Here is an 18,937-nt window from a genome sequence, read left to right on the forward strand (position 1 = left end):
TAAAAGGTAAGCTTAGGCTTACCTTTTTTTCGCCTGTAAAAAGAAAAACTTAGATCAACAGCGAATCTTTTTGTAACAAGCGCTATACAATCGTGTAGTGCAATTGCTATTGATATATTTAGTGTGGTGCGAAGGCTAATCGCTAAGTATTAAAAAGCGCCACAGGCATCAACTAGCCTTATTTTTAGGCAATAAAAAAGCCCTCAGAGAGGGCTTTTAAACAATCAACATAGGTTTAAATAAAAACCTCTGCCATTCTTATTTGTTAGATTTATTGTATTCACGCGTTAGTCTTGCGTGCTCACTTAAATCTGTCAGGCCAAGCTTTTCGTAGCTTTTTTCCATCATCTCAAGTGCAGGCTCTAAATAGCTGCTTTGCGAGTAATGCTCAACAACGTACTTACCACGATTAGCGGCCGCTAGGTAAGCTTCACGTTCGTAGTAGTAATTAGCCACTTTTAGCTCGTAACGCGCCATGCGGTTTAAAAGCCACACTAAACGACGTTTAGCCTCTGGTGCGTAATCACTCTTTGGAAAGCGTTTTACAAGCGTCGATAAATCGGTAAATGCAACACGTGTTCGGTTTGCATCGCGGTCAGCTCTGTCTATGCCAAAATACTCTTGGAAGGCATTTTTATCTGCTTTAATGTTAACCAAGCCACGCATGTAGTACATGTAATCTAAATCTTTGTGGTTTGGGTTTAAACGAATAAAGCGGTCAATGGTCGCTAATGCTTGCTCTGTATTACCTGATTGGTAATGGGCATACACTAAATCCATTTGTACTTGCTTTGAGAAAGGGCCAAATGGGTAGCGTGAATCAATAGCGGTTAACAGCTCAATTGCTCGGGCGTATAAACCTGAGTCGAGCGTCTGTTTTGCATCTTCATACAAAGCGTGTGCAGATTTGTTAGGAACGCGTTGGATATCTTCTTGGTCAGGCGCAGAAGAACAGGCCCCTAAAGTAAGTACAGAAGCTGAAAAAACAATGGCGAATGCACGTTTCCCTATTTTATTTATCATTTTATTTGTTACCTTCGATGTCTTCGGCTAGGCCACGGCGGTAAAACCGAGTAAACTATGCGTATTATATTATGCTTTTATTAAAAGCGATTCTAACCCAGTCAGGCACAGCTTGCACTGGTAAATTGGGTAAAGTTACTAATGTCAGAACAAATTTCACTTCAAGCCGAGGTTCCTACCGAGTTAGGTGGTAAACGTCTAGACCAAGTATTAGCGCAATTGTTCCCTGATTATTCACGTTCACGTATAAAAACATGGATATTGGATGATAAAATCACCGTTGACGGTGAAATCTATAACACACCACGAGAAAAACTACTCGGTGGTGAAGTTGTAAATGTTGAAACCAGCATTGAAGCACCACGCGAATACGAAGCACAAGATATCAAATTAAACATTGTTTATGAAGATGATGATATTTTGGTTATCAACAAACCTATGGGCCTAGTCGTTCACCCAGGTGCAGGTAACCCAGATGGCACAGTGCTAAATGCATTGCTGCATCATTTTCCGGATATTATTAACGTACCGCGTGCAGGTATTGTGCACCGTCTAGATAAAGACACCACAGGCTTAATGGTGGTGGCTAAAACTATTCAGGCGCAAACACATTTAGTTAAAGCACTGCAAAAACGCGAAAACTTTACGCGTGAATACGAAGCTTTATGTAATGGTACTATGACCGCAGGTGGCATGGTTGAAAAGCCGATTGGCCGTCACCCAACGCAGCGTACACACATGGCAGTTCACGAAATGGGTAAGCCTGCTATTACACATTACCGTGTTGCTGAAAAATTCCGTGCTCATACACGTTTACGCCTTCGCCTAGAAACCGGACGTACACACCAAATTCGTGTTCATATGGCGTATATAAACCACCCGTTAATTGGCGATAGAGCCTACGGCGGGCGTCCTCGTCCACCTAAAGGTGCTACGCCAGAGCTGTTTGAAATGTTACGTACATTTAATCGCCAAGCCTTACACGCAGTAAAATTGAGTATTGCGCACCCTATCACGGGCGAAATGATGACTTGGCAAGCGCCTATTCCAGATGACATGGTGGCAATGACTCAGGTGCTTAGAGAAGATACGAAAGCTAACCCTAACATAGAGTATTAATGGCTTTTTTGTCAGCCCCTTGGCCTAATTTAACCTCGGTAGGTACGCTCAGTACCACCCGAGAAGGCGGCGTGTCAAAGCCGCCTTTTAATAGCTTAAATTTAGGTCTACATGTTGATGATTATTCAGAGCACGTGCTAAAAAACCGTGCTTTGGTTGAGCAATCCCTGCCAAACCCGCCACTGTGGCTTAATCAAGTGCATAGTGGCGATGTGCTCTGTGTTGATGCAGATTTTAATTTTCAAACATTACACAGTGCTGATGCGTTGTATACCCAAGTTAAAAATCAGCCTCTTGCTATTATGAGTGCAGATTGCCTGCCTATTCTGTTTGCAAGTCATGATGGCCATGAAGTTGCAGCAGTGCATGGTGGTTGGCGCGGCCTTGAAAAAGGGATCATAAAAAATACGCTTGCCTGTTTTAGCACGCCTAGTAAGCAAGTATATGCGTGGCTTGGGCCTGCTATTGGTGCTGAGCAATTTGAAGTTGGCGCTGAGGTTGCTACGCGATTTATTGCAAAATCCCCGTTGTTTAAACAGGCGTTTAAATTACAAAGCAATAATAAATACTTGTGCGATATTTACCTAATCGCTCGCATTGAGCTTGAGCAATTAGGCGTTATTAATATTAGCGGAGGCGATTATTGTACTGTTTCTCAGCCATCATTGTTTTTCTCTTATCGGCGAGAAGGTAAAACCGGACGTATGGCAAGTTTGATCTGGCGCAAATAAAACACTATTTCCCCACAATATTCTTCTTAACACCTTGAACAATTCTATTAACATACCCATTTATTAAGCAATTAGTTTATTAAATAGGTAAACCCTCATGCGTTTAGATAGATTCACAAGTAAATTTCAATCTGCGCTTTCAGATGCTCAGTCGCTAGCGCTAGGGCGCGATCATCAATTTATTGAACCCGTACATTTAATGTATGCGCTTTTACAGCAAAATGGCTCTAGTGTGCGCGCCTTGCTTGCACAAGCCGGCGTGAGTGCAGATGAGCTCAACACCAAGCTTTCTCAAGAAATAGAAAAGCTGTTTAAAGTCGAAGGAGTAGGGGGCGACGTACAGCTTTCTAATAATATGGCTTCGCTTATTAACTTATGTGATAAGTACGCGCAAAAGCGTAAAGATAAGTATATTTCGAGCGAATTATTTGTATTAGCTGCCTGTGACGACAAAGGCCCTTTAGGTGATATTTTTAGAGCGCTTAATATCACTGCAACTAAAATAGAAAGTGCTATAAAAGCAATTCGCGGTGGCCAAAAGGTCGATGACCCTAACGCCGAAGAAACCCGACAAGCACTTGAAAAATACACCATTGATTTAACCGAGCGCGCAGAGCAAGGTAAGCTCGACCCCGTTATTGGGCGAGATGACGAAATTCGGCGCACGATCCAAGTTTTGCAGCGCCGTACTAAAAATAACCCCGTGCTTATTGGTGAGCCAGGGGTAGGTAAAACGGCCATTGCAGAGGGGTTAGCGCAGCGCATTATAAATGGCGAAGTGCCAGAGGGCCTAAAAAGTAAGCGTGTTTTATCGCTAGATTTAGGCGCGCTGGTGGCGGGTGCTAAATACCGTGGTGAATTTGAAGAGCGTTTAAAATCGGTGCTCAACGAGCTGGCTAAAGAAGAAGGCCAAGTGATTTTATTTATTGATGAAATTCACACTATGGTGGGCGCAGGTAAAACCGACGGCGCTATGGATGCTGGCAATATGTTAAAGCCAGCGCTTGCTAGAGGGGAGCTACACTGTGTGGGCGCCACTACGCTTGATGAGTACCGCCAATACATAGAAAAAGATGCCGCACTTGAGCGTCGTTTTCAAAAAGTATTGGTTGAAGAGCCCTCAGTTGAAGACACCATTGCCATTTTACGTGGCTTAAAAGAGCGCTACGAGTTACATCACTCTGTGGATATTACTGACCCGGCAATTGTCGCCGCTGCGCATTTATCGCACCGTTATATTAGTGACCGACAATTACCAGATAAAGCTATTGATTTAATTGACGAGGCTGGCTCGTCAATTCGTTTGCAAATAGATTCAAAGCCTGAGTCTTTAGATAAGCTTGAGCGCCGTATTATTCAATTAAAACTTGAAGATAACGCTTTAGCTAAAGAAAAAGACGATGCAAGCCAAAAGCGGCGAAGCGAAATGCAGCAGCTCATCACCGACTTAGAAGCGCAATACCGAGAGCTTGATGAAGTATGGAATGCGGAAAAAGCCTCGTTACAAGGTACGCAAGTAATTAAAGCTGAGCTTGAACAAGCGCGACTTGATTTAGAGGTTGCCCGCCGAGCAAGCGATTTACAGCGTATGTCGGAGCTGCAATACGGAAGAATTCCAGAGCTTGAGCGAAAACTTGATTTAGCCTCGCAAGCTGAAATGCAAGAAATGAGCTTACTAAAAAACCAAGTAGGCGAAGACGAAATTGCAGAAATACTTTCTCGTTGGACCGGGATCCCAGTATCGCGAATGCTGCAAGGTGAGCGAGAAAAACTGTTAAAAATGGAAGAGCAACTTCACAGTAAAGTGATAGGGCAGGACGAAGCAGTTGTTGCGGTCGCGAATGCGATACGACGCTCTCGTGCGGGGCTTGCCGATCCTAATCGACCAATAGGGTCATTTTTATTTTTAGGACCAACTGGGGTGGGTAAAACAGAGCTTACTAAAGCGCTTGCAGGTTTTATGTTTGATACAGAAGATGCCATGGTGCGTATCGACATGTCAGAGTTTATGGAAAAACACGCTGTAGCACGTTTAGTGGGCGCGCCTCCCGGTTATGTTGGTTACGAAGAAGGCGGCTATTTAACCGAAGCCGTTCGCCGTAAGCCTTACTCTGTAATTTTGCTTGATGAAATAGAAAAAGCGCACCCCGATGTATTTAATATTTTATTGCAAGTACTCGATGATGGCCGCCTTACTGATGGGCAAGGGCGTACGGTTGATTTTAAAAATACGGTTATTATTATGACCTCAAATTTAGGCTCAGATATTATTCAAGAGCAAGCGGGTTCAAACGACTACGCAACGCTTAAGAGCAAAGTTATGAATGTGCTCGTTAACGAATTTAGGCCAGAATTTATAAACCGTATTGATGAAACCGTCGTATTTCATCCACTTGCCAATGAGCATATTAAAGAAATTGCCGATATTCAGCTTGTTAAATTGCGTGAGCGTTTAACAGAAATGGGCTACTTATTAGAGATCAGTGATGCGGCGCTTGAAAAAATTGCCTCTAGCGGGTTCGACCCTGTTTACGGTGCTCGGCCATTAAAACGAGCTATTCAGCAAACAATTGAAAACCCAATGGCTCAGCAGCTATTAGGGGGAGAATATAACCCTGGCGATATTGTCGTGATAGATGCAAACGAGCAGGGCCTGATTTTTTCAAAACGCTAATATAGACGCACAATAAGCCGCCAAGCAGGCGGCTTATTGCCTTGCTTTATACTTTAAATGTATAAAGTAGGTTGTTTACTTTTTGAGAGCCGGCAACTAATTCTGCGGCATCTTTAGCAACGTCAAAACTTAAAGCTAAGTTTTCGTTACTCACCTCTTTTATATTATCTACATTATTAGCAATATCATGGCTCACCATCTGCTGCTCCTCTGCAGCCGTCGATATACTGTTTGTAAGTAATGCTATTTCACTAATTTGATTGAATATACTATCGAGCTCTTGGTGTGTTTGCTCGGTTGTTTGTACGCAGCCCTCAGCTTGTAGTTTTGTACTTTGCATTACCTTTGACCAATTAACCAATGTATCTTGTATATCTTTAATCGAGCTGTGAATTTGCCCCGTAGCACTTTGCGTACGAGATGAAAGGGCACGTACTTCATCAGCAACTACGGCAAAACCACGGCCATGCTCGGCTGCTCTTGCGGCTTCTATTGCTGCATTAAGCGCTAGTAAATTGGTTTGCTCAGCAATACCTTCTATCTCATTCATTACTTGGCCTATTTTATCTGCTTCCTGCGCGAGGTTATTAGCCGTATTGGCAGCATGATCTACGTGGGTTGCCAGCTCAGATACCATTTTTTTGTTATCAGCAATATGTTGTTTTATATCCGCGCAGCTGTGCTGAGTAGAATTAACTTTGTCGGCGGTAGTTGTTGTACTATTCGAAATCTCACCAATAGTGGCGGTCATTTGCACCATAGCAGTGGCGATTTGTGTAAGCTGTGTGCTTTGCGCCTCAATGCCTTTTTCGGTGAGCGCCGATTTATCATCTAGGTTTTCAGCAATGTTATTAAAGGCATAGGTAGCATCTTTTACGCGCCCCAATACAGTTCTGAGCTTAGCAAGTAACATTTGCTCTTTAAAGTCACTCACACTTAGCGATGAGTTATCGCAAAAAACATAGCGCGAGATAGAGTCAGAATGTTCTTTATAGGTGTTTAATTTAGCAGGGGTTGCCACAAGCTCTTGATAATTTAAGGCCAAAATAAGCACGCAAATTAATACGTTGATAACCGCTGCCATGGTTGAAAAGGCAAACCCACTCATTATTAGCCAGCTAAATACAATGGCTAACGTAAGCATTTGGCGCAAGTGTGTGCGTTCTTTAAAATTAAAAGCGGCTTTACCGCTATTTAATTTTTCGTATAGTTTATGGGCTGTTAAAACATGTTTTTTATCTGGTTTTGTACGTACAGATTGATAGCCAACTAACTGATCACCTTCAAAGATAGGGGTTACAAATGCATCAACCCAGTAATAGCGCCCATCTTTACATCGATTTTTTACTATGGCGCGCCATGAGTGGCCGCTTTTTAGCGTACTCCACATTTCTTTAAATGCTGCTTTGGGCATATCTGGGTGACGCACAATATTATGATTTTTACCAACGAGCTCCTGGGCACTAAAGCCTGCTACATCGCAAAATGCCTTATTTGCATACGTAATGACTCCTCGTAAATCGGTTGTGGATACCAATTGCTGAGCATCACTAAAGTGAACCTCTTCATTTATTAAGCTTTGATTATGACGCATGTTAGTTTTAACCATCCTTTTTAATTAACTTGTCATTGTATTGGGTAAACAAAAGGAGGTGAAGTAAAGGCGCTGCGCTAAATAAAATTGTCATCAAAATTGCGACTTTTTATGATCTATATCAAATACTGCGTTTAAAATGTTAAAGCTTATGAAGTGTAATCTATTAATTCAGGGTCTTTATGTTTGGGGCGTGAGGATTTTTGGTGGCTGAGTTTACAGCAGTGTGTTTGGTTTTTAGGCAAGGGGTATGAGCAGGACGCGAAAGCTTTGTTCGGTTTTTACTTATTCTTACATGGATGTAAGTTATTAGAATAATGCAGAGTAGTTATCGAGCCCATTAGGTTACAAATATCGCGCTGCGATTGAATCGCCCTTAGTTTGGACAAATTTCAATTCACAAAGGCCAACACGCCCTAGCAAAGCGATTGTATATTAGCGTGAGCAGTGGCAAGATTAGCTTGCTGGTTGATGCTTATTGTATCAAGCGCATGCTCAACAGGGTAAATAGCTAAAAATTTTGAAAAATTATATTGTTCTTAACAATTTAATCTTGAGTATGGGCAATTAGCCCCCATAACCCTAAGATTAAGCCACGTGGCCGAGGAAGCATTTTTTGACTATACATGATTTATCTAGCGCGCTAAACGCGTTATCAGCAACACCGCATCAGCACGCAATTAAAGGGATCAAACGTGGTATTGAGCGAGAGTCGTTGCGTATTAAAGGTAATGGCGCCATTTCCACTTTAGGACATCCTAAAGGCGTAGGTAGTGCATTAACAAACGGACATATTACTACCGACTTTTCAGAGTCATTACTTGAATTTATTACCCCTGTTAGTGAATCAGCGACAGAAACCTTAGCGCAATTAAAAGACCTGCAAAAGTTTACACTTGAGCACATGGGTGATGAGCTTTTATGGCCCATCAGTATGCCATGCTTTATTGAAGATCAAGACGACATCGTACTGGCTCAATTTGGTAACTCAAATACTGCGCGTATGAAAACCCTATACCGTGAAGGATTAAAAAACCGTTACGGTAGTATGATGCAAGCGATTGCGGGTGTTCATTTTAATATTTCTTTTCCAGAAACACTTTGGCAATCTTTACACACCTTAAAGCAAAGTGAGCAAAGCCTAGAAGCATTTATATCGGATGGTTATTTAGCGCTTATTCGTAATTTTAAACGCGAGCTTTGGTTAATTAGTTACTTGTTTGGTGCCTCACCTGCATTATGTAATTCTTTTTTACAAGGGCGCAAAACTGACCTACCGTTTAAAAAGCTAGGTAAAGGCACACTTTATTTAGAAGTAGGAACCGCGCTACGCTTGGGTGATTTAGGTTACACCAACAGTGCGCAATCTTCATTACGCGTAATGTATAACTCACTTGATGAGTACGTTGCTGGGCTTAAAAAAGCAATCAACACGCCTTCTGACTTATACGGCGATATTGATGACTACACCACAGCAACACCTAAGCAGCTTAATAAAAATATTCTGCAAATCGAAAACGAATTTTATTCGCCGATCCGCCCTAAACGTAATGCTAAAAGTGGTGAAAAACCAACGGATGCATTATTAAGAGCAGGCATTGAGTATGTTGAAATTAGAGCGCTGGATGTAAACCCGTTTAGTGAAACCGGCATTGATATAGAGCAAATTCATTTTTTAGATGTGTTTTTAACGTATTGTTTGTTGAAAGACTCTCCAGAAATGCAGTGGAAAGAGCAAGCCCGTAGCACTGAGAATTTAGATACAGTGGTTAATCAGGGGCGTCAGTTAGGTGTTATGCTTAACGACAACAACCAACAGCGTACGTTACAAAGTTGGGGGAGAGAAATTTTTGACCAACTAAGTGAAGTCGCTGAGCATATGGATAAGGCGTATGGGGTGACCTATTACAGCGAAACCATCGCACAAATGGCTACTTGGGTTGATAACCCAGCGCTGACTTTTTCAGGGCGTTATGTGCGCGAGCTAGAAAGTGCGGGTATAGATAACGGTTTATTTGCTATTCAATTGGCTAATAAATATAAGCAAAGCCATGCTCAAGCCAACTACAATGTGTTTTCTAAAGAATGGCTAGAGCAACAAGTTGTTCTCTCGGATAAAGCGCGAGAAGAAATAGAGCGCGCCGACACGCTAAGCTTTACTGACTTTTTAGATGAATATTTTAATGCCAAAGCATCTGCTTAAGTTTTTTTAAGCAAAAAAAACGCAGCCCAAGGTGGCTGCGTAAATATTCTTCAGGGATGAAACAATGCTATACTGCTGCATTCATATACTCAGACCCACGCTTTTTTAAAAAGTTCAGTGAGATCTTATAAAAATGAAAAAAAATGCAATTATTTTATCTTTTGCCCTCTCTTTAGCTGGGTGTGCCACTGCGCCGCCAAAGCAACCTAATGATCTTTGTAAAATTTTTGAAGAAAAGTCAGATTGGTACTTTGATGCAAAAGATGCACAAGAAAAATGGGGCTCACCTAAACATGTTCTTATGAGCATGATGTACCAAGAAAGTTCGTTTCGTCATGATGCCGCACCACCCATGGAGTATTTTTTATGGATAATTCCAACTGGGCGTGCCAGTGATGCTTACGGGTACTCACAAGCAAAAACTCCAACTTGGTCTGACTATATTCGTGAAACGGGTAACAGTGGGGCTGATAGAGATGATTTTGACGATGCAATCGACTTTATGGCATGGTTTGTTTATAAAACACATAAAGTAAATGGTATCTCTAAATGGGATGCTTACGCCCAATACTTAAATTATCACGAAGGGTGGGGCGGTTATAAACGCGGTACCTATAAAAAGAAAAAGTGGCTAATGAGTGTTGCTAATAAAGTAAAACACCGCGCAAGCCGTTATGGTGCGCAGCTTAAACGTTGTGAAGAGGAGCTTGATAAAGGCTGGTTTGAGCGACTGCTTTTTGGCTAACTACATACCTTAAAGGCAAAAAAAGGAGCCAAGGCTCCTTTTTTTAATGCATTATTTAAACTTACAACTTACGTTGATTTGGCTTAATTTTTACTTGTTTGATCATATTCTCTTTTACCTCTAACACCTCAACAGGGTAGCCGGCTATTTTAAGGCTTAAATTAGCATCTGGAATATCTTCTAGGTATTCCACAATTAAACCGCTGAGTGTTTTAGGGCCATCAAGAGGAAACTCCCAGCCCATCTCTTTGTTTAAGTCGCGCACGTTAGCGCCGCCATCAACAAGGTAAGAGCCATCACTTTGTGTGGTCACTTCTTCACTTGGCGTACGTGTTTGCGTGGTAGTAAAATCGCCAACCACTTCTTCAAGAATATCCTCAAGGGTTACGAGGCCTTGTATGTCGCCATATTCATCAACCACTATACCAATACGCTCTTTTGATTGTTGGAACTTTAATAGCTGGGTATTTAGGGACGTCCCCTCAGGAATAAAGTAAATCTCACGTACAGCACGCAATAATGACGGTTTATCAAATTGCTCTTTGGTTAAAAGACGAAGAGCGTCACGCGAATGGATAAAACCTACCGCGTCATCAATATTGTCGCGATAAAGTAATACACGGGTGTGCTGAGCATGAGTTAATTGGCGGCTAATGAGCTTCCAATCGTCGTTAATATCAATCGCCACGATTTCGTTACGAGGGATCATAATATCTTCAACGGTCACTTGCTCTAAGTCTAAAATAGAAGTCAGCATGCTTTGGTGACGAGCTGGCAGTAATGCGCCTGACTCATTCACCACTGTTTTAAGCTCTTCTTTACTCATGCTGTGCTCATCTATTTGTGCTGAGCTGATACCAAATAGACGTAAAATACCGTTGGTCATCCAGTTCACAACAACCACGAATGGGAATAGTATTTTGAGTAACCCTTTGAGAATAATAGAGCTTGGAAAGGCTACTTTTTCAGGGTACAACGCAGCAAGCGTTTTTGGGGTTACTTCTGCAAATATTAGTACCACTAGCGTTAACACACCGGTTGCAATACCAATACCTAAATCACCGTATAAACGAATACCAATGATAGTGGCTACCTGGGCAGCAGCGATATTTACAAGGTTGTTACCAATTAATATTAGGCCAATGAGTCTATCAGGACGGCTAAGTAATTTACTGACTCGTTTAGCTGCGCGATGTTCCTCTTTTGCAAGGTGGCGCAAGCGTATACGATTAATTGACATGATCCCGGTTTCTGAACCCGAGAAATAAGCAGAAAAAAGCACCAATAAACCTAAAATGATAAACAAGGTACTTGTCGATATGTCGTCCAACGATGGATCCTTTTTTTATAAACCAATGCGTATTAAGCTAGAGTGAGCTAACAGAGTCAAGTTAAAACTTATTTAACACCACTTCTTGTATAAAACGGCTGCCAAAATAAGCAAGTGTGAGGATAAATGCAGCGACCATGATGGTAATAACCACAGGTTTACCACGCCAGCCCTTTTTCATGTGCCCAAGCGCAACAGTGACAAAAATAACCCATGCGACAAGCGATAAAATGGTTTTATGGATAAATTCTTTTGCAAACATCCCATCTAAAAACACAAATCCTGTTAATAAGGCAAAGGTAAGTAGCACCGTACCTAAGTTTAATAGTTGATAGAGCTGACGTTCTACCACCATTAATGGTGGCAAATGGCTATGCACAATTGCTAAATCTTTACGTTTTAAGCGTTTATCAATAAAGTAAAACTGCACGCCGTATAAAGTGGCAATAATTAACACGCAATATGCTAACAGTGATAGCGATATATGTGTAATAAGGCCTATTTCAATATTAAAGCTTTGTAATAAAATATGGTGCGGTATAAACAAACTCGCAATGGTGAGTAGGGCTGCAAAGCCATAGACGACCGGTAATAGCAATGTAGCAGGGAACTTTAACGACACCGCAGTAACCGACACCACAATAACCCAGCAGGTCAGCAGTGCAACATTAACAATACTTAAATCTTGCCCGTCGGAGCGAAACACCGAATTAACCAACAGCAGCATGTGCGCTAGTATAGCCACGGTACTTAAAATAACCGTTACCTTTTGGCTAGGACCTTGTTGATGAAACAGGCGTGTTAACACGTGAGACGTTGCTAACACATAAAATAAACTGGCAATAATAGTTAAACTAATAATCAGCATTGTGCTTGGGCCACTTATAATTAGAGTCAAATAATTCTTGTTGTTATAAGCACATTGTATTTTATAGCAAAGCAATTGCATAGACCTAAAAAAAGAAACTCAATAAGCTGTGCTTCAATACTGTATTGTGCGCCATCATTTACGGTATACTGTTTTTAATTGAAATTTAATACTATTGCTCCCATCTAATAAGTAAAATGCAAATAAGCGTGAGCTTATTGGGTCAATATAAACGTCTTATCGGAACCGTTACATGTTTGAGAACCTCCAAGAACGATTAGGTAAAACCTTAAAAAATATTAGTGGCCGCGGCCGTTTAACAGAAGACAACATTAAAGACACGCTACGTGAAGTACGTATGGCGTTTTTAGAAGCTGACGTTGCGTTGCCTGTTGTTCGCGAGTTTGTAAAGCAAGTTAAAGAACGTGCCGTAGGTGTTGAAGTAACTAAAAGCTTAAGCCCTGGCCAAGTATTTATAAAAATAGTGCGCGAAGAGCTTGAAAAAGCGATGGGTGAAGCCAACGAAGAGCTTAGCCTAAATGCACAGCCGCCAGCTGTTGTTATGATGGCTGGTTTACAAGGTGCGGGTAAAACAACCAGTGTTGGTAAGCTTGCTAAGTTTTTAAAAGAGCGTAAGAAAAAGTCAGTGCTAGTTGTTAGTGCCGATGTATACCGTCCGGCAGCTATTAAACAGCTTGAAACACTTGCCAGCGAAGTTGACGTGGATTTTTTCCCAAGTGATATTTCGCAAAAGCCAGTAGATATCGCCACCGCTGCTATTTCTCATGCTAAAAAGAAATTTATAGACGTTGTTTTAGTTGATACCGCCGGCCGTTTGCACGTAGATAACGAAATGATGGGCGAAATTAAAGACCTTCATAAAGCAATCAACCCAATCGAAACATTATTTGTGGTTGATGCAATGACGGGTCAAGATGCGGCGAATACCGCTAAAGCATTTGATGAAGCGCTACCTCTAACCGGTGTTATTTTAACTAAAACAGATGGTGATGCACGCGGTGGTGCTGCTTTATCTATTCGTCATATTACCGGCAAGCCAATTAAATTTATGGGTGTGGGTGAGCGTACAGATGCACTAGAGCCTTTCCATCCCGATCGTATCGCATCGCGTATTTTAGGCATGGGTGATGTACTTTCATTAATCGAAGAAGTCGAAATGAAAGTCGATAAGGAAAAAGCAGCTAAAGTCGCCGAGAAAGTATTTAAAGGCAACGGCTTTACCCTTGATGATTTTGCAGAGCAATTAAAGCAAATGAAAAATATGGGTGGCATGATGTCGATGCTAGATAAGCTGCCTGGTATGCAAAACTTACCCGATTCGGTAAAAGGCCAAGTGGGTGACAAAACCTTCATTCAAATGGAAGCAATCATCAGCTCTATGACCAAACAAGAGCGCGCGCGCCCTGAGATTATTAAAGGCTCTCGTAAAAAGCGTATAGCCGCAGGCTCTGGTACACAGGTACAAGAGATAAATAAACTGCTAAAACAGTTTACGCAAATGCAAAAAATGATGAAAAAAATGAAAGGTAAAGGCGGCATGCAAAAAATGATTCGCGGCATGAAAGGCATGTTACCACCTGGAATGATGGGTGGCGGTGGCCCTAAATTTTAATATAGCGCTTAAATAGCCGCTATATAATGTATAACAAAAGGGCTAATTGGCCCTTTTTTGTTGAATAAATTATGCGCGTGGTGCATGATAATTTATTAATTGTGGCTCAGATCACAGTTTAACCTACTAAAGTGGCTTTTTGCTTCACTTCTTACTTGCATTGTTGCTAAAAACTCGTACAATTCCCCAGCTCCCCATACTGGGGAGTAAATCTTATTAATGAAAACAGTCAATCTATTTAGAGGACGGTATGGTAACTATTCGTTTGCAACGTGGTGGCGCTAAAAAACGCCCTTTCTATCAAATTGTGGTTGCGGATAGCCGTTTCTCGCGTGACGGTCGCTTCATCGAGAAAATTGGTTTCTTTAACCCAATTGCTTCAGGTCAAGAAGAAAAACTTCGTTTAGATTTACCTCGTGTTGATCACTGGGTAGGTCAGGGCGCAGGTCTTTCTGATCGTGTAGCTAAGTTAGTTAAAGACGCTCGTAAAGCGGCTTAATAGGCGTAAGTGTAACCATGAGTCAAGAGAACACCTCATCAATTATTGTCGTAGGAAAGCTCGGTGCCCCATATGGTATAAAGGGCTGGCTTAAGGTACATTCATTTACTGATGATCCCCAAGGGATCTTCGATTTCAGCCCGTGGTTGATAGGGCAACAAGGTAAATGGCAGACCTTAGAAGTGGTCGACTGGCGTCGCCACAACAAAGGCTTTATCGCTAAAATTGCGCAAGTAAACGACAGAGACGAAGCAATGGCTTATACCCATGCAGAAATATCTGTTGATTCAGCGCAATTACCAGAACTCCCGCAAGGCGAGTTTTATTGGCGAGATCTCATTGGCATGTCGGTTGTAACTGATAAAGGTTACAATTTAGGCACTGTTGATGACCTGATGGAGACAGGATCGAATGACGTACTGGTTGTTAAGGCAAACAGTAAAGATGCATTTGGTCAAGCTGAGCGTTTGATTCCTTTTTTAACTGATTCAGTAATTAAAGAAGTTAAATACGAAGCGAGAGAAATTACCGTAGACTGGGATCCTGGGTTTTAATGACTCAAACTAGTTCATTATGGGTAGGGGTGATAAGCCTTTTTCCAGACATGTTTGATGCTATTATACACCAAGGTGTCACTGGTCGCGCAGTGAAAAATGGCTTAATTGACTTTAACTGCTGGAATCCACGTGACTATGCTTTAGATAAGCACAGAACCGTAGATGACCGTCCTTACGGGGGCGGCCCAGGTATGTTAATGATGGTTGAACCATTAAAACAAGCCATTCTTGACGCTAAAAAAGCGGCAGGTGATGGCGCAAAAGTAATTTATATGTCCCCGCAAGGGCGCAAATTAGATCAGCAAGGGGCTAGCGAACTCGCAAACTCTGAAAAGCTGATTTTGATTGCCGGTCGCTATGAAGGTATAGACGAGAGAATAATAGAGTCATACGTTGACGAAGAATGGTCAATTGGTGATTTTATTTTGAGTGGTGGTGAATTACCTGCCATGACATTAATTGATGCAGTAGCGCGATTAGTGCCAGGCGTGTTAGGTCATAACCAGTCAGCAGAGCAAGACTCATTTTCGGATGGCTTGCTAGATTGTCCTCACTATACACGGCCAGAAACATTGGACGACAAACAGGTGCCTGCTGTACTACTCAGTGGAAACCACCAAGAGATAGCAAAATGGCGGCTTAAGCAGTCATTAGGCAGAACTTGGCTACGACGTCCTGACTTGTTGCATAACCTAGCTCTGACTGAGGAGCAAGCGGTATTACTCGCACAATTTCAGCAAGAGTACCAAAAAGCTTGTGGCTAGAAGACAGTTACACCTAGGAAAGTGAGAAACATAATGGCAAAAGTAAACCAAAATATTATTAAAGCGCTTGAAGAAGAGCAGCTTAAAACAGACGTACCAGCATTCGGCGCTGGTGATACAGTAGTTGTACAGGTACGTGTAAAAGAAGGTAACAAAGAGCGTCTACAGGCCTTTGAAGGTGTTGTAATCGCTAAGCGTAATCGTGGTCTTCACTCAGCATTCACAGTTCGTAAAATTTCGAGCGGTGAAGGTGTTGAGCGTGTATTCCAAACGCACAGCCCTCTTATTGATAGCGTAACAGTTAAGCGTCGCGGTGCGGTTCGTCGTGCTAAGCTTTACTACCTACGTGAGCGTTCTGGTAAATCTGCACGTATTAGAGAAAAACTTAACTAATACGCGCTGTTTATCAACGCAAAGAAAACGGGTTGCAGCCTCACGGTTGCAACCCGTTTTGGTTTTTAAGCCATTAAATAACATACTACCTCTTCACAAAAGCACCCCTCTGTATTAAGTAATCTTCACTCGTGTTGCTACATTAACCTTTTAACCCATACTTGATCCTGTTAGTATTTAACGTATTGATTAGTTTACTTAAATGTAAATATATATTTACGAAATGAGTTGTTTATAGGTGGAATGAGAAACGTGGCTGAATTAAGTGATTTATCACAATTACGAGATGGCATAGATGAATGCGATGCGCAATTAGTTGCTTTACTTGCAAAGCGAAATGCAATAACCCAAAAAATTGGTGCTATTAAGCAGCAAAATGGCGCCCCCCTGCATGCCCCTGAAAGAGAAGCTGCTTTGCTCGCTGCTCGTCGTGATGAAGCGATTAAACAAGGAGTCAGCCCTGAACTTGTTGAAGACATATTAAGGCGCATGATGCGCGAAGCCTATCAAAACCAACAAGCTAAACTTGCCTGTGCCGCCCCTGATTTATCACCTATTGTAATTGTAGGTGGGCAAGGGGCAATGGGCCAGTTATTTGCTCAGCAGTTTATTCGTTCAGGTTATGAAGTTAAGATTTTAGATAAAGATCAGCAAAACGATGCTAAAGCCATTTTAGCTGGCGCAAAATTAGTGATGATCAGTGTGCCTATCAATGCACTTGAGGCCGTTGTTGCTAAGCTACCTAAACTTGATGATGACTGTTTGCTTGTTGATATTACCTCAGTTAAGCAATCACCCATTAAGGCATTAAAGGCGGCGCACTCTGGGCCCGTTGTTGGTTTACATCCTATGTTTGGCCCTGATATTTCTCACTGGGTTAAACAAACTGTTGTTGTGTGTGAAGGCCGAGCGCATGATGCTGCAAAAGGCTTACTACAGCAGTTGCAAGTATGGGGCTGCCAACTTGTTGAGCTAGATGCTAAAAAGCATGATGAAGCAATGCAAATTATACAAGTAATGCGCCACTTAACGACCTTTGTTTATGGGCAGTTTTTAGCAAAGCAAAGCCATACGCTTGAGGAACTAAGAAGCTGCTCGTCTCCTATTTATCAGTTAGAGTTGATGATGGTAGGGCGCCTATTTGCACAATCTCCTGAGCTATACTCAGATATAATGTTGGCCCAGTTTGATAATGTTGAGAGTTTACTAGCGCAATACCAAGAGACCTTTGCACAAACTCTTGAAAAGCTAAAAGCGGGAGATAAAGGCGCACTCATCGATGCATTTGCTGATGCTAAAGCGTATTTTTCAGACTCGACCGCGCACTTTTTAACGCAAAGCCGTAGCCTGCTAAATAAAGCAAATGACGCCAAGGTATTAGATTAAAAGGGTTAAAAATGTGTAGTTACTTAAGCTATACGTTGAAAGCATTTTAAATCAGCGATTAAAAAAGGGCCTACTTAGGCCCTTTTTAGTATTTGCGTGTTAGGTTAGGTATTTACACTCACAGCTTGTAAAGACTCACTTTGATAACAGCCTAAAACGCGCACATATTGAGTATGCTCTTTTAGCTCCTCTAAGGCATGTTGTACTTGGCTATCGGCAAGGTTTGCTTCTAAGTCTACATAAAACACTTCTTCCCACGGATTACCCGGTACAGGACGAGACTCTAGTTTAACTAAGTTTATTTGATGTTGCTTAAACACCATTAGCGCATCAGCCAATGAACCTGCTTGTTGTTTAGTGGCCATAATAAGGCTGGTTTTAGTCGGTATTTGTTTAGATACCTGCAGAGGTTTGCGCGCCACCACGATAAAGCGGCTGTGGTTTTCACTTTGATTCGCAAGGTTTGATTTAATCACTTCAAGACCAACGTTTTTACCTGCCTGCGCTGAGCCAATGGCCGCACTATTTGGCGTATTTAAAGCTGATTGTAGAGCACTTGAGGTTGAATCACAGGTTTCATGTTGTAAATCACCGAGGCCTTGTAAAAAGCGACTACATTGAGCAAATGGCTGAGGATGGGCATAAATTTTAGTTAATTGGCTTAATTCAGTATCTGGGGTAGCAAGTAAGCAGTGCTCTACACTGTGTGTAACTTCACCTACAATTGATACTTGAGCATGTTGTAATAAATCAAATACTTCGTTAATACTGCCCGAGCTGGTGTTTTCTATAGGCAGCAAACCAAAATCTGCTTGGCCATTTTCTACTTTGCCCGTAATTTCATCAAACGAGGTACAGCCAATTTCGACTAACTTGCCAGGGCGGCGGCTAAAGTATTTATGACATGCTAGTTGACTGTACGTGCCTTGCCCGCCTAAGTAAGTAACGCGATGTGTTTCGCTTAATGCATCGGGGTTTAAGTTTTTTTGCAGCATGGCCTGTTGATGCAGCACAGAGTCTTCCAAAATGGTTTGAAAAACGTTATTTACATAATACGCATCTAGACCAAGCGACTTGCCATAACCAATCAGCTTTTCGAGTAAGGCTAGTTCGCGCGCTTCATCACGAATCGGTTTGTTATTCGCAATTTTATACTCAACAACACCGTGGCTAATACGGCGGCGCTTAGCTAATAACACCAATAGATCAGAGTCTATTTCGTTAATATCGTGTCTGAGCGCGTTTAAAACATCGTTGGTCATTTTGGTTTCCTCATTCCAAAAATAAGTTGCTTAGTGCAACTAAAACAAAAAAGCCTCCCAAGTGGGAGGCTTTGCTATTCGATTGATTTTATCTCACAAACAGTTCAGCCTCTTTTATATAAAGAAGCTAAAAAAAGAAAATAAAGTGCAAGATAA

Annotated in this window: 16 protein-coding genes; 11 read left to right on the forward strand and 5 right to left on the reverse strand. The window is 41.8% G+C overall.

All coding sequences use genetic code 11. The annotated features are described in order from the left end of the window. Nucleotides 1-258 precede the first annotated feature (258 nt). Entirely contained in the window at nt 259-1,023 is a 765-nt protein-coding gene (locus CWC04_RS02475) for an outer membrane protein assembly factor BamD (RefSeq protein ID WP_138684518.1), read from the reverse strand. 141 nt (nt 1,024-1,164) lie between these two features. Here CWC04_RS02475 and rluD point away from each other — a divergent pair, with 141 nt between their 5' ends. From rluD to clpB, 3 genes are all read left to right on the forward strand, one after another. Then, nucleotides 1,165-2,142 carry a 23S rRNA pseudouridine(1911/1915/1917) synthase RluD gene (rluD, locus tag CWC04_RS02480; protein WP_004587336.1) on the forward strand — a complete coding sequence of 326 codons (978 nt, stop codon included), beginning with the start codon at nt 1,165-1,167 and terminating at the stop codon, nt 2,140-2,142. Then, nucleotides 2,142-2,873 carry a peptidoglycan editing factor PgeF gene (pgeF, locus tag CWC04_RS02485; protein ID WP_138684519.1) on the forward strand — a complete coding sequence of 244 codons (732 nt, stop codon included), beginning with the start codon at nt 2,142-2,144 and terminating at the stop codon, nt 2,871-2,873. The genes rluD and pgeF overlap by 1 nt, the downstream gene beginning before the upstream one ends. A 97-nt stretch (nt 2,874-2,970) precedes the next feature. After that, the gene (clpB, locus tag CWC04_RS02490) at nt 2,971-5,547 is read left to right on the forward strand and encodes an ATP-dependent chaperone ClpB (protein ID WP_138684520.1); all 2,577 of its coding nucleotides are present in this window, start codon (nt 2,971-2,973) and stop codon (nt 5,545-5,547) included. A gap of 46 nt (nt 5,548-5,593) precedes the next feature. On the opposite strand, the gene CWC04_RS02495 is transcribed toward clpB, so the two are convergent. Continuing rightward, nucleotides 5,594-7,141: a methyl-accepting chemotaxis protein gene (locus tag CWC04_RS02495; protein ID WP_138684521.1), complete on the reverse strand. Its 1,548-nt coding sequence runs from the start codon at nt 7,139-7,141 to the stop codon at nt 5,594-5,596. A 616-nt stretch (nt 7,142-7,757) separates the two neighbouring features. Here CWC04_RS02495 and gshA point away from each other — a divergent pair. Both gshA and CWC04_RS02505 read left to right on the forward strand, forming a co-directional pair. Next, nucleotides 7,758-9,344 (forward strand): glutamate--cysteine ligase, encoded by a 1,587-nt coding sequence (gene gshA, locus CWC04_RS02500; RefSeq protein WP_126006354.1) that lies wholly within the window; start codon nt 7,758-7,760, stop codon nt 9,342-9,344. Between the two features lie 133 nt (nt 9,345-9,477). Beyond that, nucleotides 9,478-10,089, forward strand: a complete 612-nt coding sequence (locus CWC04_RS02505) for a transglycosylase SLT domain-containing protein (protein ID WP_024031857.1) — start codon at nt 9,478-9,480, stop codon at nt 10,087-10,089. A 61-nt stretch (nt 10,090-10,150) separates the two neighbouring features. On the opposite strand, the gene CWC04_RS02510 is transcribed toward CWC04_RS02505, so the two are convergent. Both CWC04_RS02510 and CWC04_RS02515 read right to left on the reverse strand, forming a co-directional pair. Then, nucleotides 10,151-11,419, reverse strand: coding sequence for an HlyC/CorC family transporter (locus CWC04_RS02510; protein WP_004587330.1), 1,269 nt, complete (start codon nt 11,417-11,419; stop codon nt 10,151-10,153). 61 nt (nt 11,420-11,480) lie between these two features. Then, on the reverse strand, nt 11,481-12,287 hold the full coding sequence (locus CWC04_RS02515) for a cytochrome C assembly family protein (protein ID WP_024031858.1): 807 nt from the start codon (nt 12,285-12,287) through the stop codon (nt 11,481-11,483). A gap of 253 nt (nt 12,288-12,540) precedes the next feature. Between CWC04_RS02515 and ffh the strand changes: the two genes are divergently transcribed. The 6 genes from ffh to tyrA all read left to right on the forward strand — a co-directional run bounded on the left by ffh (nt 12,541) and on the right by tyrA (nt 17,519). Further along, entirely contained in the window at nt 12,541-13,920 is a 1,380-nt protein-coding gene (ffh, locus tag CWC04_RS02520; RefSeq protein ID WP_138684522.1) for a signal recognition particle protein, read from the forward strand. A gap of 250 nt (nt 13,921-14,170) precedes the next feature. Next, a complete protein-coding gene (gene rpsP, locus CWC04_RS02525; protein ID WP_004587327.1) occupies nt 14,171-14,419 on the forward strand; it encodes a 30S ribosomal protein S16 in 249 nt (82 codons plus the stop codon). A gap of 17 nt (nt 14,420-14,436) precedes the next feature. Next, nucleotides 14,437-14,973: a ribosome maturation factor RimM gene (rimM, locus tag CWC04_RS02530; protein ID WP_004587326.1), complete on the forward strand. Its 537-nt coding sequence runs from the start codon at nt 14,437-14,439 to the stop codon at nt 14,971-14,973. Further along, a complete protein-coding gene (trmD, locus tag CWC04_RS02535) occupies nt 14,973-15,740 on the forward strand; it encodes a tRNA (guanosine(37)-N1)-methyltransferase TrmD (protein ID WP_138684523.1) in 768 nt (255 codons plus the stop codon). The genes rimM and trmD overlap by 1 nt, the downstream gene beginning before the upstream one ends. A gap of 33 nt (nt 15,741-15,773) precedes the next feature. After that, nucleotides 15,774-16,133 carry a 50S ribosomal protein L19 gene (gene rplS / locus CWC04_RS02540; RefSeq protein ID WP_004587324.1) on the forward strand — a complete coding sequence of 120 codons (360 nt, stop codon included), beginning with the start codon at nt 15,774-15,776 and terminating at the stop codon, nt 16,131-16,133. Nucleotides 16,134-16,385: 252 nt separating this feature from the next. After that, nucleotides 16,386-17,519 (forward strand): bifunctional chorismate mutase/prephenate dehydrogenase, encoded by a 1,134-nt coding sequence (tyrA, locus tag CWC04_RS02545; RefSeq protein ID WP_029773468.1) that lies wholly within the window; start codon nt 16,386-16,388, stop codon nt 17,517-17,519. Nucleotides 17,520-17,623: 104 nt separating this feature from the next. Here the strand turns inward: tyrA and CWC04_RS02550 are convergent, their stop codons facing one another. Next, complete coding sequence (locus CWC04_RS02550) at nt 17,624-18,781, reverse strand: chorismate mutase (protein WP_055253024.1); 1,158 nt, start codon at nt 18,779-18,781, stop codon at nt 17,624-17,626. Nucleotides 18,782-18,937: the final 156 nt, after the last annotated feature.

The organism is Pseudoalteromonas sp. S2893 (assembly GCF_005887105.1).
GTDB classification, from domain to species: domain Bacteria; phylum Pseudomonadota; class Gammaproteobacteria; order Enterobacterales; family Alteromonadaceae; genus Pseudoalteromonas; species Pseudoalteromonas atlantica.

Bases quoted from the DNA above. Each gene is read 5' to 3' on its own strand.
- CWC04_RS02475 (WP_138684518.1), bottom strand. From the start codon at position 1,023: ATGATAAATAAAATAGGGAAACGTGCATTCGCCATTGTTTTTTCAGCT.
- rluD (WP_004587336.1), top strand. From the start codon at position 1,165: ATGTCAGAACAAATTTCACTTCAAGCCGAGGTTCCTACCGAGTTAGGT.
- pgeF (WP_138684519.1), top strand. From the start codon at position 2,142: ATGGCTTTTTTGTCAGCCCCTTGGCCTAATTTAACCTCGGTAGGTACG.
- clpB (WP_138684520.1), top strand. From the start codon at position 2,971: ATGCGTTTAGATAGATTCACAAGTAAATTTCAATCTGCGCTTTCAGAT.
- CWC04_RS02495 (WP_138684521.1), bottom strand. From the start codon at position 7,141: ATGCGTCATAATCAAAGCTTAATAAATGAAGAGGTTCACTTTAGTGAT.
- CWC04_RS02505 (WP_024031857.1), top strand. From the start codon at position 9,478: ATGAAAAAAAATGCAATTATTTTATCTTTTGCCCTCTCTTTAGCTGGG.
- CWC04_RS02515 (WP_024031858.1), bottom strand. From the start codon at position 12,287: ATGCTGATTATTAGTTTAACTATTATTGCCAGTTTATTTTATGTGTTA.
- ffh (WP_138684522.1), top strand. From the start codon at position 12,541: ATGTTTGAGAACCTCCAAGAACGATTAGGTAAAACCTTAAAAAATATT.
- rpsP (WP_004587327.1), top strand. From the start codon at position 14,171: ATGGTAACTATTCGTTTGCAACGTGGTGGCGCTAAAAAACGCCCTTTC.
- rimM (WP_004587326.1), top strand. From the start codon at position 14,437: ATGAGTCAAGAGAACACCTCATCAATTATTGTCGTAGGAAAGCTCGGT.
- trmD (WP_138684523.1), top strand. From the start codon at position 14,973: ATGACTCAAACTAGTTCATTATGGGTAGGGGTGATAAGCCTTTTTCCA.
- rplS (WP_004587324.1), top strand. From the start codon at position 15,774: ATGGCAAAAGTAAACCAAAATATTATTAAAGCGCTTGAAGAAGAGCAG.
- CWC04_RS02550 (WP_055253024.1), bottom strand. From the start codon at position 18,781: ATGACCAACGATGTTTTAAACGCGCTCAGACACGATATTAACGAAATA.